The organism is Thalassotalea marina, from assembly GCF_014656435.1.
Lineage (GTDB): Bacteria > Pseudomonadota > Gammaproteobacteria > Enterobacterales > Alteromonadaceae > Thalassotalea_C > Thalassotalea_C marina.
This window is the reverse complement of record NZ_BNCK01000003.1, coordinates 73,538-90,677: the sequence shown is the minus strand read 5'-3', so window position 1 is coordinate 90,677 and position 17,140 is coordinate 73,538. Positions and strand designations below refer to the sequence as shown.

Below are 17,140 nucleotides of genomic sequence, written 5' to 3'. Positions count from 1 at the left end.
TTATGTGGCTATCTGAGCCATAGTTTAGGGTTAGCCGCTTTTCCATTATGGCGGATTTCAAAATATAAAGCAGGTCTAGATTGCCCACCACTTTGTCCAACTAAAGCAATAGGCTCACCGGTTTCCACTCGCTCCCCCACTGATTTAAGTAATGCCTGATTATGTCCGTATAAACTCATATAACCTTCTCCATGGTCAATGACGGTAACTAAGCCGTAGCCTTTTAACCAATCTGAAAATAAAACAACACCATTGTGTACCGTAGTAACCGTCTTACCAATAGGCGCATCAATTAGCATGCCTTTCCATTTGAGGTAGCCCTGTTTTGCCGAGCCAAAATTACGTAAAACTCTACCTTTAACTGGCCAATTCAGTTTATTACGATAGTTTTTTAAACCCGTTAAATCAAATTCTTGTTTACGCAATCTCGCTAAGCGTTCAAGGGCTTCTTTTAAATTTGCTTCTTCTTGCTGGAGTTTTTCTAGCAATTGCTGCGAAGATAATAGTTCTTTACTCAATACCGCAACGGTTTTTTCTCGTTGATTTTTGTTTTGCTCAAGTGAGGTTAATTGTTGTTGTTGCTGTTGCTTTAAAACGGTTAGCTTTTCATTTTCAACAGCTTGTAAACGCTCATTTTCTGTGAGTTGTGCGATAGTTTCTTTAAAGTTTTCTATCTCTTTAATTCGTGCAGTATTTAAATATTGATAATAACTGATTGTGCGCTGAACTGTACTTGGCTTTTGTTGGTTGAGTATAAGTTTTAAGTAATCATTATGGCCTGAACTATAGGCTGCACGTAGTTGATCAGCGAGGATGGTTTCCTGACGCTTTTTTTGTTTATTAAGCAATACTTTCTCTTTTGCTAACTGATTGAGCTTTTGTTCACTTGCTGTTAAATCGCCCGACAATTGATTTAGTTTTTTAGCATTTGAAGCTATCGCCAGTTCGTCTTGTTTAAGCTGGTCAAGTAGTTGTTGTCGCTTTTGATTAGTTTGTTTTATTGATGATTGTTCCGAGACAATCGCCTTTTTAACATCATCTAACTTTTTATCAGTTGCTTGCTCTTGTGCATGTAAGTCAAAAGAGAGAAAAGCGATCAGAAAAACAATGCCAACAATAGGCATGGAGAAAACATCCATGCCTTGGGTTAATGTTCTTGTTATTTGACCACTCATTTTTATAACTCGTTGATAAATCAATCGAGACTATTATGAAGTAAGCTCCATTAAATTTGAACCGGTCATTTCTGCAGGTTGTTCAAGCCCCATTAAATTAAGAATGGTAGGAGCTAAATCTTGCAAAGATCCTGACGTAGCAGGTGTTGCTGAACGGCCGTAATAAATTAGTGGTACGGGTTCACAGGTATGTGCGGTATGCGCTTGGCCTGTCGAGTTATCGACCATTTGTTCCGCGTTGCCATGATCTGCTGTGATTAAACATTCGCCGCCTACTTTATCTAGTGCAGCAATAACTCTACCTATACAGTTGTCAACAGCTTCACAAGCTTTAACAGCAGCATCATATTTACCAGTGTGGCCGACCATATCACCATTAGGGTAGTTACAAACGATAAAATCAAATGCTTGTTTTTCAATGGCATCAACCAGTTTGTCGGTTAATAGCGTTGAGTTCATTTCAGGCTGCAAATCGTAAGTTGCCACTTGAGGTGAAGGAATTAAAACACGCTCTTCACCTTTAAAGGTATCTTCACGACCACCACTAAAAAAGAAGGTTACATGGGCATACTTTTCGGTTTCAGAAATTCGCAATTGAGTTTTGTTTTGCTTTTCTAACCATTCACCTAAAACATTGCGCAACTCAACTGGCGGATAAGCGCAGGTTGTTTTAATGTCGGCAGCATATTCCGTTAACATGACAAAATCTGTTAATGCAGGCGTACGCTTCCTGGCAAATCCTTTGAAATCAGAATCAACAAAAGCACGGGTAAATTGTCTTGCTCTATCAGCCCTGAAGTTCATGAACAACATAGTGTCGCCGTCGTTGATTGTAATAGCATTACCATCGGAATTGACGATCGCTGTGGCTTTTACAAACTCATCGTTTTCATCACGTTCATACGCTGCATGCAGTGCACTAACGGCGTCATTTGCTTGATAATTTGCTATTCCGTCAACCATCAAATTGTACGCTTGTTCAACACGATCCCAGCGCTGGTCTCTATCCATCGCATAATAACGACCAATAACTGACGCTATTTGACCAACACCTATTTGAGCAAATTTTTCTTGTGCCCTTTTTAAAGATGCTTCTGCACTTCTAGGTGGAGTGTCGCGGCCATCTAAAAAGGCATGTAAATAAATATGTTTAGCACCACGTTGATGAGCTAAGTCAATCATGGCGAAAATATGATCCTCATGGCTATGAACACCACCAGGCGATAAAAGGCCGCAGATATGAACCGCTTTATTTTCAGCAACAGATGCATCGATTGCTTTAGTAAAAGCCGAAATGTTATAAAACTCTTTATCTTCTATTGATTTAGTAATGCGAGTAAAGTCTTGGTAAACAATACGTCCTGCACCAATATTGACATGTCCTACTTCTGAATTACCCATTTGCCCATCTGGTAGGCCAACTGCCATACCAGAAGTATTAATTAACATATTTGGGTATTGTTGTTTTAAGTTATCTAACACCGGGGTATTAGCATGAAATATTGCATTAGACTCTTCATTTTCTCGATAGCCCCAGCCATCCAAAATGATCAATACAGTAGGTTTTTTGCTCGACATATCACGTCCTAACTTAATCTAACAACAGCCATTAGTGGCGCTCATAATAACCGCAAGTATATCAATAGCGAATAAGAAAAGCTGCAAACAAACTAGACAAAATCGTTCTATCAAAATAGCAAGTTTGCTTGTGATTTGGTTTGGTTATTACCTTCTACATAATTTGAGTTGTATTTCATAAGTAGTTGTACAAAAAATCTTGCCATTTTTGCATATAGATTTGTGTATTCACTCCAATAAACTCTGTAAAAAATACTGGTAATATGTATACTGTCGGCAAAATTTTTATTTAGATATATAAACAGTTATGGACCAATTTACTGCGTTTCTTGCCAACAACCCATTATTGACGGCTGCTTGGTTTGGTATATTTTTCGCTATTATTGTGATCAGTGTTCGCATTAAGCTATCTCCAATCAAACAGTTATCGCCACAAGATGTGACATTTTCTATGAATAAAGAAGATGCGATTGTGGTAGATATTCGCACAGAAAAAGAGTATCGCACGGCGCGAATTCTTGACGCAAAACACTTACCAAGCGATAAAGCCAACAAGGGAGAGTTTTCTACCCTTGAAAAATTTAAAAACAAACCCATTATCGTTGTATGCGCTGCTGGCGTTTCTGCATCTGGGGTTGCTACTAAGTTATCAAAAGCAGGCTTTGAAAAAGTTAGCATACTTAAAGGTGGCATGAACTCATGGACTGGTGCAGGTTTGCCAGTAGCAAAGAAATAATCTTGTAACTCAATCAAGGTATTGTAATGGCAGTTGAAATCTATACCAAAATGACCTGTGGTTTTTGCATGCGTGCAAAAATGTTGTTAGATCAAAAGCAGGTTGATTACCATGAAATTAAAATTGATGGTGATGCTGATAAGCGTGAGGAAATGATAAAACGCGCCAACGGTGGTTACACTGTGCCGCAAATATTCATTCATGATCACCATGTGGGCGGTTGTGACGATTTGTTTGCATTACATGCGCAGGGTAAACTAGACAATCTATTGAATAATAATTAATTTTATTGATTACTATACATGCTTAACGCATAAAACTAAGGAAAAATATTATGGCTGATGAAAATCAAAGCAGCACAGAAGCCGGTGAACAACAAGCGGCACCACAATTTGCAATTCAACGTGTATATGTAAAAGACGTATCTTTTGAAACACCAAATTCACCAGCAATTTTTCAAAAAGAATGGCAACCAGAGTTAAAGTTAGACTTAGATACTCGTTCTTCTAAGTTAGGTGAAGACACTTATGAAGTAGTACTTGCGCTAACTGTTACAGCAACAGTTGAAGGCCAAACTGCGTTTTTAGCAGAAGTTCAACAAGCAGGTATTTTTACTATTGGTAACCTGCCAGAAGCACAACTTGCTCACACTGTTGGAGCATTTTGTCCGACTCAATTGTTCCCATATGCGCGTGAAGCCGTGGCAAGTTTAGTTAATCGAGGCTCATTCCCACAAGTAAACTTAGCGCCAGTTAATTTTGATGCGTTATTTGCTTCTTACATGCAACAACGTGCTGCAGAAGCTCAACAAGCGGCTGCGAGCCAAGAAACTCACTAATGACTAGTGCGGCGCAAGCAGCTATTGCAGTATTAGGGGCGGGGTCTTATGGCACCGCCCTTGCTATTTGTTTGGCACGTAATGGCCATCGTGTACTTCTTTGGGGCCGCGATAAAGAGCATGTGGCACAACTCAAGCAGCAAGGTGCCAATGAAAAATATCTTCCTGGTGCCAAGTTTCCAGATACTCTAGAAATAGCTGACGATTTATCTTGGGTAGTTAAAAACGCAAAAGATGTCTTGGTGGTAGTGCCAAGTCACGCATTTGGCGACCTACTAAAGTCGATTAAGTCTGATTTAAACAGCTCGCAACGTATTGCTTGGGCAACCAAAGGTTTAGATCCTGATACCGGCTGTTTACTGCAAGACGTTGCTAAAAAAATATTAGGCGATAGTTTTTCTTTAGCGGTTTTATCGGGTCCAACGTTTGCTAAAGAAATGGCGGCGGGTATGCCAACGGCTATTTCGTTATCCTCAACTGATGATGATTTTGTTAATGATTTATCAGCATTATTACACTGCGAAAGGTCTTTTCGAGTCTACTCTAATTCCGATTTTATCGGGGTTCAGCTCGGTGGTGCGGTAAAAAACGTCATCGCAATAGGTGCTGGAATGGCTGACGGCATTGGCTTTGGTGCCAACGCTAGAACGGCTTTGATCACTCGTGGGTTAGTTGAGTTAACTAGGTTAGGAACAGCCTTAAATGCAGAGCCAACCACGTTTATGGGCATGGCTGGTTTAGGCGATTTGGTGCTGACTTGTACCGATAATCAATCGAGAAATCGTCGATTTGGCCTTGCATTGGGCCAAGGTATCTCTGTTGAGCAGGCGATGAAAGATATAGGTCAAGTTGTTGAAGGTTATCGCAACACCAAAGAAGTGTATATGCTTGCCCAAAGAACTGGTGTAGAAATGCCTATCGTCGAGCAAGTATATCAAGTACTTTATTGCGGTAAAGATGCTAAATTAGCTGCATCAGATCTCTTATCTCGCGAGCGAAAAGGCGAGTAAGAGTTTTACTTAGATCGCGTGCTGAAAACCCAATTGACGCCATGCTTCAAATACAATTACTGCCGTAGCATTTGATAAATTCATGCTGCGGCTGTCTGGTAACATAGGGATCCTTATTTTGTCTTCGTCTGGAATTTGTTGCCTAACTTCTTCAGTTAAACCCGCAGTTTCTGACCCCATCAAAATATAATCACCTTTTTGAAAACTCACATCGCCATAATAGTTTGTTGCTTTAGTTGTAATGGCTAAAACGCGCTTTGGCTTTTCTGTCGCGACAAAATCTTCGTAACTAGCGTGACGTTTGATCGCAGCAAACTCATGGTAGTCTAAGCCTGCTCGTTTGAGCTTTTTATCATCAAGATCAAAGCCAAGTGGCTCTATTAGATGCAATCGAAAGCCTGTATTGGCACATAAACGGATAATGTTACCCGTATTAGGGGGAATTTGCGGCTGGAATAAAACAACATCTAACATGATGAAACACCTTTTTATTAACAAGAAGGTAATTTTATACTAACTACATTGATGAAATCGAGCGTTGAAATCGATATGATAGCCAGCAATTGGTCACTATTTTCTAAATTTTCCCACTATGGCGGAACATCAATATCGCTTTTTGGTTAAAGCGGCAGCATATAGCGCTGTTGCTTTTGCTTTAGTACAAATCGTTTTAAAGTTTTTTGCTTGGAGTGAAACCGGAGCAAGTGCGCTCTTAGCCTCAGCTACTGACTCATTACTTGATTTAGCAACTTCATCCGTCAATCTAATTTTGTTATCTATTGCCCTGCTACCCGCCGATGACAACCATAAATTTGGTCATGGCAAAGCTGAAAGTTTAGCTGCACTTTTTCAATCTGCCTTTATTTTTGGTGCAGCTATGTTGTTGGTCATGCAAGGCGTTGAGCAAATGATCAATCCCAAAGAAATTAAACAAATGGAGTTAGGGGTTTATGTCACTATCATTTCGTTAGTCTTGACTATTGTATTGGTGATACTGCAACGAATTGTCGTCCATAAAACCAAGTCTGTCGCAATAGAGGCAGATTCACTTCACTATCAGTCAGACATCTTGCTTAATTTGGGCGTATTAGTTTCTTTACCTGCAACGACTTACTTGTTTCCTCAAGCCGATGGTGTATTTACTGTCATAGTGGCTGTAATTTTAATTTCTGGCGCGGTAAAAATTTTAAAACAAAGTGTAGATCAGTTGATGGATCACGAGCTTGATGATGCTGAAACACGATTGGTTGAAAATATTGTTAATGCACATAATGATGTTAAAGGGTTACATGATTTAAGAACTCGTCAGTCAGGGCCTGTCAAGTTTGTTCAGTTTCATCTAGAGCTCGATGATAATTTAAATTTGGTTGAAGCTCACGACATAGGAGAGCAGATAAAGCACCAAATTGAAGAGGCTTTATCGCCGTGTGAAGTACTGGTGCACCTTGACCCTTGGTGTAGAGTTGTACATAAACATTAAATGTTGTCGTCTGTGGTTTGCTTTATTAGTTGATCTAACGCCGAAAGTGCAGTGCTTCTAATATCGTCAGTTTCAAACAATATCTCGTGTTTTGCTCTAGCCATAACGACAGGTTTTTTGTTGATTAGGTGAGGGCTTAATCGGTGCAGCTGTTGGCAAAAAATGTCTTGCGCCTTATTTTCTACTATGGTGTCTAATTCTGCTTGTAGTAGCACGATGTTTGTTTTTAATTTCGTTAGATCTCTCATTAAGCGTTCTGTATTTTCGAGCGCCTCTACAAGCCAGTGAACCGTCACTCCACCTAGTTGCAACTCTGGTTTAACTTGATATAACTGAATAAAATTCTCATACCTGTGCAGATCTGCCATCAATGGATTGTTATCGAAGGGTTTTGCTTGGTAGTTATTCTGGCCTAAAAAATACCACGGAGTGTTGCTTAACAGGTTATTGATAAAGCGTATGGATTTTGCAATGGGTAAGGCCATCTTAAAAGGTAATTTTCCGGTGTTTATCGCTATCATTGGTGAAGACAATAACGCGGCTTTAAAGAGCGAAGGCTTTTTCTGCATTAACCTAATAGCAATAGCACTGCCCATTGAGTGTCCTAGTGCAATTAGCTTTGATTGGTTATAACAACGAGGTTTAACTATCTGTGAGACAAACATTCCTAGATCGTTGGCATAGTCATCGAAATGGTTAACATAGCCTTTGTGTGGATTGTTCAATAGGCGTTCAGATAAGCCTTGCCCTCTGTGATCAAGCGCAAATACATTACATCCCCGCTGATAGAGCTCAACAATGAGCTCTTGATATTTTAAATAACTCTCACATCGACCAGAAGAAATAACGATATCAGCCTTTGGTTTTTCATGAACAAAACTGCAATAGGCTATATGCACACCATCAGGTGTGGTTAGGGTAGAGAATTCGCCATGCTGCCATATTTCACTTATCGCTTGGGCAGTTACTAAAGTTGTTTTACCTTTTTGTGTCATCAAGTAAATTACGAGTTGCTAGCATCGGCTTTATTTTATGCCACATGAACAAACCTTGCATTTTTAAATTCAGTCTTGTTCATACCTTTTATAGAGGCAGCCTAATTTCAACCGTTAAGCCACCTAAATTGTTATTCATTGCACTGATTTCACCTTTATGTGCATCGATAGCTTGTTTGGCTATGGCTAAGCCTAGGCCCGTTCCACCGCTTTCTCTGTCTCTTGCATCTGATACACGATAAAAGGGTTCAAAAAGTTTGCTTAAATGTGCAGGTTCAACACCTATGCCTTGATCAATGACTTGAACTAACAGGTTGTGGTTTTGCTTAGTCAAAGTTAACAGTACGTTTTTATCCTGTTCACTGTATTTAATGGCATTGGTTAACACGTTGTTTACTGCGCCAGCTAATAGGGCTTCATCAGCGTCGATTATCACATCTTCTTCAATCTCTATGCTGATAGAGACTCGTTTGTCATTAGCGATGAGTTTGGCATCATCACAGATATCTACCAATAATTTTGATAAATTGCACTGTTGAAGCGATAAAGTTTGAATACTGTTTTCTTGCTTTGAAAGTGTTAACACGTTATTTATCATGTCGTCTAAGCGAGAAATTTCCCGTTCACATCGCTCTAACAGGGCTTGTGATTTTTCATCGCTTGGTAATGTTTTTTCCATTAAACCAAGCGTGATGTGCAGTCGCGTTAGAGGAGATCTTAATTCGTGTGATACATCTGCCATTAGCCTTTGGTGGGCATGAATATTGTTCTCAAGTTTTTCGGCCATTAAGTTAAAGCTTCGCGCTAACTGACCTAATTCATCTTCGCGATTAGCGTCTTTATCTACTCGGGTTTTATAGTCACCATCACCAATTTTTTGCGCGGCTAACTTTATCGCCATCACTGGTTTTGTTAAGTATTTTGCCAATAACCAACAAAGCAGCATACTGACGATAATCGGTATAATAAACCGTGCCCACCTTGGTAGTTGTAAAATGATCGAGCTGAAGTTTACATGGTGTGTTTTATTGCCAATAAATAATTGATAATTTTGGCCTGCAACTTCAGCATGTGCAGGGCCTGTAATTCTAAAGTATGGAAATTGAATGGTTGTTTGATTCGAAAAGTCATTTTTTTTCAAAAATGTGCCAAACGGATTAAAAAACTGTTTGTGGTGATACAAAACCTCACCAGACTCCACGTGCTTAATAAATAACACCGCGTTCATTCTTTCTGCACTGCGTTTTAGTACGCGTTTGATTGATTGTGGATTATCAGACATGAGCTTGTTCTTAATAAACTCTAATCGTTTAATATCTTTGTGATCTAGAGGTACGATAATGCTCTCTTGGGCAAGTTGGTAGGTCACTGCACTAGTGATCGCAATCGAGGTGATAGTGATCAGCCAAAAAGATAAAAATAGCTTTACGCCAACCGATGAAAAAAAACGTTTTGCAACTTGCAACTTCATGCTACTCGCCCGATAAGAAAATGTAACCAGCGCCGCGAACAGTTTTAATTTTATCGCTGTCATTAATCGCTGAAAATTTGCGTCGTATATTACTGACATGCATGTCAATGCTGCGGTCAAAAGGGCTGAGTTTGCGTTGAAGCACTTGTTCAGAGATTTCTTCTTTGCTGACGATATTGCCTACATTGGCCGTTAATAGTGTTAACACTTGGAATTCTGTGCCTGTTAGTTCAACATGCTGACCATGGCACTGAACTTCACGTATGGCGTGATTAATGAGAATGTGGTTTATCTCGTCTTGGTGACCTTGATGCTGAGTTCCTTTGATGATTTCAATTCGCCTTAAAATAGCGTTAATACGAGCGAGTAACTCTCGGTGTTGGAAAGGTTTGGCTAAATAGTCATCTGCACCTAGTTCTAAGCCAAGTATCTTGTCAGCGGCATCACCTTTAGCCGTTAACATTAAAATAGGAGTTGTATGTTTTCCACCTAGTGACTTTAACAGCTCAAATCCAGTTAAGCCGGGCATCATAACGTCAAGCAGGATAAGGTTGTAACGACTATCTTTTGCTTGTTCAAGACCTGTCATGCCGTCATGGCACGTAGTAATGATAAAACCTTCAAGTGAAAGGTAGTCCTTTAGCAAACTTGTAAGTTCTCTATCGTCGTCGATGATAAGAATGTGTGGTGAAGGAGCATTTGTCATAAGTTACTGGTCGTTTTTTCTGTACCCATGGTATTTATCATAACTTAGCCTAATGCGCAAAATTTACTATTTACACAACATTTACATTGCTTTGCGTTTCTTTGCGTAGGGTTGGTTAAGATTAAGCTGTCAATCAGAAATGGAGAAATGACATGAGAGAAATTACCAAAACGTTTGTGATACTTTTAGGTTTATCATTACCCTTGCAGGTAATGAATGTAAATGCCAATCCATTGCTAAATGAAGCTGGAAAAAGCGAGGTGAAAAAGTCACATAAGAAACATCGCAGTATGCATAAGATGGCACGCTATTTAGAGTTGAGTGACGAACAAAAAACCAAGATTAAGGATATCTATCAGCAAGCACGTGAAGATAATGTTGTTTATAAAGAAAGTCGTCAAGCTTATAAAACACAATTGGAGCAAATCATGGCTGCAAAAGATTTTGATGAAGAAGCGTTTGCATCATTGCGTCAAACTTATGCGGTAACATTTAGTGAGGCTGCTCTATCCAGAGCAAAAACAAAACATGCGATATATCATACGTTAACTGAAGAGCAAAGAGAAAAACTGAAGAGCGCTAAAGGGAAGCGCAGAGCTTTATTGCATTAGGTTAAATGAAAATATCTTCGACATATGGCTCTCTACCGGCTGGCCGTTTAATTTAGCCGGTAGGAAGCGCCATTTTGACATGGCATCTCTAATTGCACTTCTAAAATAGTTTACTTTACTTTTTTTCTCGAACTCTAAGTTCTTAACACGGCCATTTTCATCAATAGTGAAGTGTACCTTGATATCTAGCTCTAATCCTCTGCGTTTTGCAGTTGATGGATAGCGAGGATCTGGCGACACAATAGCTTTAGCATTTATCAGCGCATGATCTTGGTTATTGGCCTTAGATTTAATAGCTATTGGTTCCGCAGTCTTAGCAGGTTGACCCCAATCTGTATTATATTCGTCAACTATACGAGCTTGTGGCTCTTCTATAAGTGCAGCAATATCATTTGCATATGGGTTTTTCAAACCTGAATTTGAATTTGCTGAGTCAGTTTTTTCAAAAGCAATATCAGAACTGCTTCTTTCCAACATCGGTTTGTCCAATACGATATGTGGTGCTTTGTTATTTGCTACAACGGTGTTATTTGTTGCAGCTAATTTATTAACGCTATTGCTTTTTCTACTTGTAACCTTAACTTCCAATTGTTTTTCTACGACGTTGCTTGATTTCAACAAGGTCGCTTTTTTCTCGGATATTGTTTGCTGTGCACGGGCCGTTGTTTGAAGTTCAAAAGGATTTTTTTCCGGTCGATTAAGCACAGAAACTTCTATTTTTTCAGGCTTATGTTGTTCTTGCTGTAAGGGGTTTTCCTGATTTAACAGCAAGCTAGCTAAAGAACTGTCAGATACAGATACTTTGTCAAAATTAGGCGCTAGTACCTGATCTTTAGACTGATCTGAAAAGAAAATATAACCTGATGACAAGTCGATAAATGGTAAGTTTATGTATGGTTTGGCTGCAAGAGCTAACATTGAAATAATAATTAAACTTGAAGCTAAAAACTTGCCTGAATCGTCTGTTGTAGAACAGTGATGTTGGTCAACCAGTCGAACAACTCGTTGTTTTAGGTCGCCACCAGAAGCTGCCATGGCCATTGATGGTATTGCGTTATGCCTATGTTGACGGCATAAGCTTGCGGTATCAGCTAAGGTATGTGCATAAGCAACTGCGCACCCTGCATGTTCAACGGCAATATCATCACTACAATATTCACGTTCATTTCTTATTTGTTTGGATATCCAGCGTACCGCTGGATGAAAAAACAATAAGGTTTCTACCAAAGTTTGAATAAAATTAACTAGATAATCATGGCGTCTAACATGGGCAAGTTCATGCAACAGCAGCATGTCGAGCTGTTGTGGTGTTAAGCCTGTCACCATACTCGCTGGAATAAGTACAACTGGTCTTAACCAACCTAAAGCCATAGGTACACTAGTTTTTAGTGTGATGAACAGACGGGTATTTTTGCTGGCGCCTACTTTTTCAATGAGTTGTTCAAATCGCTGTTGTAATTGATCTGAAGGTTGAACTGTACCAACTTGAGATAAACGTTTTATTTGATGTAGCTCAGTCAGCAACTTGCTGCTCAGTAACAAAACAACGGTTAGCCAAATTATCGACACATAAGGCAATGTGATCACAAATTCATCGTACCAAGCTGATTGGGTTGAATGTAATGCTGCATTTTCTAGATCGACAAAAAGATTATTACTTAAAAACAACGCAGACGAATTAATCTCTGGCTGGTAGATGTAAGTAAAAGTAGCGATAGGGGCAAGAAGGCAAGCCAACATTGCTGTACATGAGGCAAAATATCTAAACTGTACTTGTTTAAAAGATGTAAAGAGCAAGGTCAGCTTTAGAGCAAACGCGATCAAGCCACCTTGCCATATGAAATGGATCAAAGTTAGGGCTAAATGGTATAGCGTTGCGCTGTTTTCTATTAACTCTGTACTCATTGGGCAAATTTAGTTTGCGGTACTAGTCCTGCTTTTCTAATCGATTTAGTAAGTTGCGAATATCTTCGATTTCTTGCTTACTGGTGTTCTCATTCAATGCTCGCATAACTAGTTTTGACGTTGAACCGCCAAAAGCGCGAGTAATCAAATCTTTTATTAAGGAAGACTGTGTATGTGTCTCACTATTTGCCGCAGCATAAACATGTGCGCGGTTTGTTTCATCACGAATAACTAAAGATTTGTCGTGCATGATTTGTAGAATTTTTAGTACAGTAGTATAACCCGTTTTTTGGGTTTCACTAACGGCAGCATGCACTTGCCTTACTGTCGCAGGTCCTATTTTCCACAAAATATTTAATAACGTTAATTCGGCTTCGGTTGGTTTAACACCATTAGTTTCATGAGCCATTGATAGTCCTTAACACGTATTATTTTTACGAAAACTTATATATTAAATCTTATTTTATTACGAATATAATCGTATCTCTTGTGGAATAAATGAGCAACCTAAAATGTGCAAAAATATTCATAAATTTTTCATGTTCAGTTAATCAAAGTAAAAAAATTAATAATTTACAATGACCTACTTTTATTTGAATGTTTGTAATTTCTGTCGGATTGAGGCTGGCCAATTAGTAAAAATCCCATCTACGCCGTACTCAATACAACGTTGAATATCGTAGTTTTCATCTACAGTATACACGTTTACCTTGATACCTATGTTTTGAGCCGACTGCACCAACTCGCTATTTACTGCACTAATGTCAACATTCAAGTAGTTTACGGGTAAGGCGGTTAGCAAGCCAATAACATTGATTGGCAGGTGAGCAATGAGGGCGCCGTATTCATAGGTAGGCATTAGCTGTTTACAATGGACAAGCAGCTTATGATTAAAAGAAGAAATAATAACGTCACGACTCGGTAAATTAAAATTCTTACTATATTTTTCTAAAATCGATTTTAATGCGGTCAGTTCACTATCAATAACGTGACTATCAGCGTTGTATGATTTTAGTTCAATGTTTACCGGTACTCTGCCTGCAATGCATTGTAATACCTGTTGAAGGTTTGTAATGAACTGTTCTTGACCTAAAGAGTAGTTTAATATTTCATCTATGGTACAAGATTGAATAGGTCTCTTATTATTAGATTCATTAGGTAGATAGTGGTCATGCATGACAACGTATTGACCACTGGATTCATGAAAATGCACGTCCAGCTCTATGGCATCGGCTTGTTGTAAGATCGCGTTCTCAAAAGCAAGCAATGAATTTTCAGGAAATTCACCGCTTGCTCCACGATGAGCAATTATTTTTACAGAAAGAGCGTTACTCTTTAATGTATCCATAAGTTTCGCCTAGACGAGTTACTGTTTCAGGACCAGCATTGGGCTCAAAATCAATCATTCCAGGTGCAAAAGTTGTGATCACAGTTGAACCCAGTTTAAATCGACCCATTTCATCTCCCTTTTTGAAGTGAATAGCCGTTGGCCCATCAGCAGGGTATTGCCATTTAAAGATGTCTTTACCTGCTGGTGGCGTGATGGTTCCAGCCCAAGTTGTTTCAATACTAGCAACAATAGTAGCACCAACTAACACCATTGCCATTTCACCATGTGCTGTGTCAAATATAGCAACAACTCGTTCATTGCGAGAAAACAAATTAGGTACATTTTTCGCCGTTAATGGATTTACTGAAAACAGCTCGCCTGGTACGTAAATCATTTCACGTAAGGTCGCGTCAATAGGCATATGAATTCTGTGATAATCTTTGGGAGCAAGATAAATACAGGAAAACTTACCGTTTTGGTAAGGTTTCGCTGTTTGTTCATCACCGCCTAGTAAGCCAGCTAGACTATAATTAAACCCCTTTGCTTGAATCAACTGACCGTCAACGATATCTCCTTGCTGGCTAATAGCACCATCAACTGGATAACACACTTCTTTAGGATCTGGATTTATGCTTCGAGCGCCTTCTTCCAGCTCTCGAGTGAAAAAGTCATTAAACGTTTTAAAATCTTTTGCTTCTTTTAGCTTGGCTTCTGCCATATTAATATTGTAAGCCTTAATAAACCACTCTATAGCTCTAGTGGTTAACCAACCAGCTTCTGCCGCGGCAAATTTGCCGACTAAACGAGATAAGGCATGTTTTGGCATGGCGTATTGCAAGGCAATTTTTACTTTATCTAATGACACGCATTTTTTCCTTAGGTTAATTAAATCGTGAAGTTAATGTATTACTGTTGAGACTGTCGAGAATTCGTTGAAAACTTGCCAATCGCTCGGGGTGTATTTGCCCTTGTTCTGCGGCTGCAACAAGTGCACAACCGGGATCTGTTTGATGTTTACAATCGCGAAATTTACAGCCGCCCAAATAATCGGCAAATTCGATAAAACCTCGATACACTTGTTCTGGGGTTAAATGCCATAAACCAAACTCCCGAATACCAGGAGAATCAATTAGATCTCCACCATTTTCAAAATGATACAAGCGAGCTACCGTTGTTGTATGCTGCCCTAACCCTGAATTCTCAGATACTTCTTGCGTAATAACTTGTGCTTCTGGTAGTAAAGAGTTTGTAAGTGTTGACTTACCAACGCCCGATTGACCAACAAAAATACTGGTACTGTTTGATAAAATTTCTTTTAGTTGCTCAATACCTTGCTTTGTTTGATTTGAAAGATACAGTATTTGATAGCCTATATCGCGATAAATTTGTAACTGTTCTTCAATTAGCTCTTCTAACTCATCAGAAAGTAAGTCTATTTTATTTAATAATATTAATGGCTTTATGCCTGTTTGTTCGGCAGCAACTAAGTAGCGGTCAATAATATCGGCATTAAATGCCGGTAATACAGAACTAACAATAATGATTTGATCGATATTAGCTGCGATAGGTTTTAAGCCATCATAAACATCTGGGCGAGACAGCATTGAATGTCTCTCTTCCACGGCCTCAATAACGCCTGAAACTGTGTGTTGTGTTTCTTTGCCTTGGCGCCATATCACACGATCACCACAAACAAGGGAATCGACAGAGCGTCGAATATTACAACGAAAAATAGTCCCGCTTTCGTCTTCTACGTCTGCGTGTTGGCCAAACCGACTGATCACTACGCCAGGCTGTGCACTGCCAAGCTCATCATCTTGCCAGTGTACTGATTCTGTTCTTTGTCTGATTTTTTTGGCCTGATTGGCTTTAATTCGACGCTGTTGGCCTTTTGTGAGTTTTTTAGCTTTTGCCACTAGAATTTTTCATTATGGTTGCAGTTAATATATAGTTGATTAGAGAACAAAGTGTTTCAATCAAAACAGTTTGTCACGTATTATACGTAGAATTTTATATTTCAGCTATCACTTGTCGACAACTGATAAATTGACCAGTGTAGAAGTTAAGGGAAGTGTATGTCTTCAAATGAGACAAATTTGGTCTGGTTGGATCTGGAAATGACAGGGTTAGATCCCGAAGACGATGTTATTTTAGAAATTGCCACCATAGTGACAGATAGTCATTTAAATATCATTGCTGAAGGACCAGTGTTTGCCATTCATCAGTCCAACGATGTGTTAGATAATATGAACCCATGGTGTATTGAAACTCATGGTAAGTCAGGTTTAACTCAAAGGTGCCGTGAAAGCGATGTCAGTTTAGCTGCGGCAGAAAAAGCAACGTTAGCTTTTTTATTGCAACATGTACCTGCAGGTGCTTCACCGATGTGCGGTAATAGCATTGGCCAAGATAGGCGATTTATTAATAAATACATGCCTGATTTTGAAAAGTTTTTTCATTATAGAAATCTAGATGTGAGTACTGTTAAAGAGTTAGCAAGACGCTGGAAGCCCGAAGTTTTGAATCGGGTGTCTAAATCAGGTGTGCACTTAGCACTAGATGATATTCGAGAATCTATCGAAGAGCTCAAAGTATATAGAGAACACTTTTTTAAGCTGTAGCTTTAATAGCACTTGATAATAAAAGCACGACAAGTGCTTTTTTATTTGATAGGGTTTAGAGGTCAGACCAGTAAAAAGAAAAAATATCATGACTAATAAACTTGCAAGGTTAATTAATCGACTCAACAAACTGCCGTTTTCTCTAAGACGCTTTCTAGTAACTAAAGCTTTTTGTTCAAAAGTTAAATATGCTGGAACAACGGGTATCGTCATTGAAAAATTGACAGTAAATGAGGCAATACTTTTATTAAAGAACAGAAAAAAAGTACAAAACCACATTGGTGGTGTTCACGCTATTGCTGCCGCTGTACTTGCTGAATCCGCGACAGGTGTTGTTTTTGGCATGAATGTCCGAGATGATTGTTTACCGCTGTTAAAAACAATGACTATCAATTACAAGCGTCGCATGCAAGGAGATCTAACCGCAATAGCTCATATCACAGGCGAACAGCAACAACAGCTATCGTCATCTCTTAAGGGGGAAATGCTCATTAAAGTTGAAATTCATGATGAGTCAGGTGAGCAACCGTTAGAGTGCCACATGGAATGGGCTTGGATAGAAAAACGCCGTTAAATATAGGTGAACAGATAAAAGGCTTTGATAATCGAATAGAATTCCATACACTGTAAGCTAAAAATAACACTCACTAAATTGCCCACTTATAATGGGTCAATAAATAGAAA

19 protein-coding genes are annotated in these 17,140 nt (G+C 39.0%); 8 read left to right on the top strand and 11 right to left on the bottom strand.

Annotated features, from left to right (window positions below):
- Positions 1-8: 8 nt before the first annotated feature.
- Together IE199_RS06870 and gpmM are read right to left on the bottom strand one after the other, a co-directional pair.
- Positions 9-1,175, bottom strand: coding sequence for a murein hydrolase activator EnvC family protein (locus IE199_RS06870; RefSeq protein ID WP_189768554.1), 1,167 nt, complete (start codon positions 1,173-1,175; stop codon positions 9-11).
- A gap of 33 nt (positions 1,176-1,208) precedes the next feature.
- Entirely contained in the window at positions 1,209-2,753 is a 1,545-nt protein-coding gene (gene gpmM, locus IE199_RS06865) for a 2,3-bisphosphoglycerate-independent phosphoglycerate mutase (RefSeq protein WP_189768552.1), read from the bottom strand.
- A gap of 307 nt (positions 2,754-3,060) precedes the next feature.
- Between gpmM and IE199_RS06860 the strand changes: the two genes are divergently transcribed.
- From IE199_RS06860 to gpsA, 4 genes are read left to right on the top strand one after another with little or no spacing between them, the layout of a single operon-like run.
- Complete coding sequence (locus IE199_RS06860; RefSeq protein ID WP_189768550.1) at positions 3,061-3,489, top strand: rhodanese-like domain-containing protein; 429 nt, start codon at positions 3,061-3,063, stop codon at positions 3,487-3,489.
- A 26-nt stretch (positions 3,490-3,515) separates the two neighbouring features.
- Entirely contained in the window at positions 3,516-3,773 is a 258-nt protein-coding gene (grxC, locus tag IE199_RS06855) for a glutaredoxin 3 (RefSeq protein ID WP_189768548.1), read from the top strand.
- 50 nt (positions 3,774-3,823) lie between these two features.
- On the top strand, positions 3,824-4,327 hold the full coding sequence (secB, locus tag IE199_RS06850; RefSeq protein ID WP_189768546.1) for a protein-export chaperone SecB: 504 nt from the start codon (positions 3,824-3,826) through the stop codon (positions 4,325-4,327).
- Positions 4,327-5,337 (top strand): NAD(P)H-dependent glycerol-3-phosphate dehydrogenase, encoded by a 1,011-nt coding sequence (gpsA, locus tag IE199_RS06845; protein ID WP_189768544.1) that lies wholly within the window; start codon positions 4,327-4,329, stop codon positions 5,335-5,337. Before secB ends, gpsA begins: the two co-directional genes overlap by 1 nt.
- A gap of 9 nt (positions 5,338-5,346) precedes the next feature.
- Here gpsA and trmL read toward each other — a convergent pair whose 3' ends face one another.
- Entirely contained in the window at positions 5,347-5,811 is a 465-nt protein-coding gene (gene trmL, locus IE199_RS06840; protein ID WP_189768543.1) for a tRNA (uridine(34)/cytosine(34)/5-carboxymethylaminomethyluridine(34)-2'-O)-methyltransferase TrmL, read from the bottom strand.
- Between the two features lie 118 nt (positions 5,812-5,929).
- Between trmL and IE199_RS06835 the strand changes: the two genes are divergently transcribed.
- Complete coding sequence (locus IE199_RS06835) at positions 5,930-6,817, top strand: cation diffusion facilitator family transporter (protein WP_189768541.1); 888 nt, start codon at positions 5,930-5,932, stop codon at positions 6,815-6,817.
- On the opposite strand, the gene IE199_RS06830 is transcribed toward IE199_RS06835, so the two are convergent.
- The 3 genes from IE199_RS06830 to IE199_RS06820 all read right to left on the bottom strand — a co-directional run bounded on the left by IE199_RS06830 (position 6,814) and on the right by IE199_RS06820 (position 9,989).
- The gene (locus IE199_RS06830; protein WP_229854625.1) at positions 6,814-7,812 is read right to left on the bottom strand and encodes an alpha/beta fold hydrolase; all 999 of its coding nucleotides are present in this window, start codon (positions 7,810-7,812) and stop codon (positions 6,814-6,816) included. The genes IE199_RS06835 and IE199_RS06830 overlap by 4 nt on opposite strands.
- A gap of 88 nt (positions 7,813-7,900) precedes the next feature.
- The gene (locus IE199_RS06825) at positions 7,901-9,283 is read right to left on the bottom strand and encodes an ATP-binding protein (protein ID WP_189768537.1); all 1,383 of its coding nucleotides are present in this window, start codon (positions 9,281-9,283) and stop codon (positions 7,901-7,903) included.
- A gap of 1 nt (position 9,284) precedes the next feature.
- Entirely contained in the window at positions 9,285-9,989 is a 705-nt protein-coding gene (locus IE199_RS06820) for a response regulator (protein ID WP_189768536.1), read from the bottom strand.
- A 152-nt stretch (positions 9,990-10,141) separates the two neighbouring features.
- On the opposite strand from IE199_RS06820, the gene IE199_RS06815 reads away from it, so the two are divergent.
- Entirely contained in the window at positions 10,142-10,600 is a 459-nt protein-coding gene (locus IE199_RS06815; protein ID WP_189768534.1) for a Spy/CpxP family protein refolding chaperone, read from the top strand.
- On the opposite strand, the gene IE199_RS06810 is transcribed toward IE199_RS06815, so the two are convergent.
- The 5 genes from IE199_RS06810 to rsgA all read right to left on the bottom strand — a co-directional run bounded on the left by IE199_RS06810 (position 10,589) and on the right by rsgA (position 15,751).
- Positions 10,589-12,505: a TonB family protein gene (locus tag IE199_RS06810; RefSeq protein ID WP_189768532.1), complete on the bottom strand. Its 1,917-nt coding sequence runs from the start codon at positions 12,503-12,505 to the stop codon at positions 10,589-10,591. The genes IE199_RS06815 and IE199_RS06810 overlap by 12 nt on opposite strands.
- Positions 12,506-12,527: 22 nt before the next feature.
- On the bottom strand, positions 12,528-12,914 hold the full coding sequence (locus IE199_RS06805) for a BlaI/MecI/CopY family transcriptional regulator (protein ID WP_189768530.1): 387 nt from the start codon (positions 12,912-12,914) through the stop codon (positions 12,528-12,530).
- 180 nt (positions 12,915-13,094) lie between these two features.
- On the bottom strand, positions 13,095-13,853 hold the full coding sequence (locus IE199_RS06800) for a glycerophosphodiester phosphodiesterase (RefSeq protein WP_189768528.1): 759 nt from the start codon (positions 13,851-13,853) through the stop codon (positions 13,095-13,097).
- Positions 13,834-14,700, bottom strand: coding sequence for an archaetidylserine decarboxylase (gene asd / locus IE199_RS06795; RefSeq protein WP_229854585.1), 867 nt, complete (start codon positions 14,698-14,700; stop codon positions 13,834-13,836). Before asd ends, IE199_RS06800 begins: the two co-directional genes overlap by 20 nt.
- 16 nt (positions 14,701-14,716) lie before the next feature.
- Entirely contained in the window at positions 14,717-15,751 is a 1,035-nt protein-coding gene (gene rsgA / locus IE199_RS06790; RefSeq protein ID WP_189768526.1) for a small ribosomal subunit biogenesis GTPase RsgA, read from the bottom strand.
- A 159-nt stretch (positions 15,752-15,910) separates the two neighbouring features.
- Here rsgA and orn point away from each other — a divergent pair, with 159 nt between their 5' ends.
- Complete coding sequence (orn, locus tag IE199_RS06785; RefSeq protein ID WP_189768524.1) at positions 15,911-16,456, top strand: oligoribonuclease; 546 nt, start codon at positions 15,911-15,913, stop codon at positions 16,454-16,456.
- 88 nt (positions 16,457-16,544) lie between these two features.
- Positions 16,545-17,030, top strand: coding sequence for a DUF4442 domain-containing protein (locus IE199_RS06780; protein WP_189768522.1), 486 nt, complete (start codon positions 16,545-16,547; stop codon positions 17,028-17,030).
- The last annotated feature ends 110 nt before the right edge of the window (positions 17,031-17,140 follow it).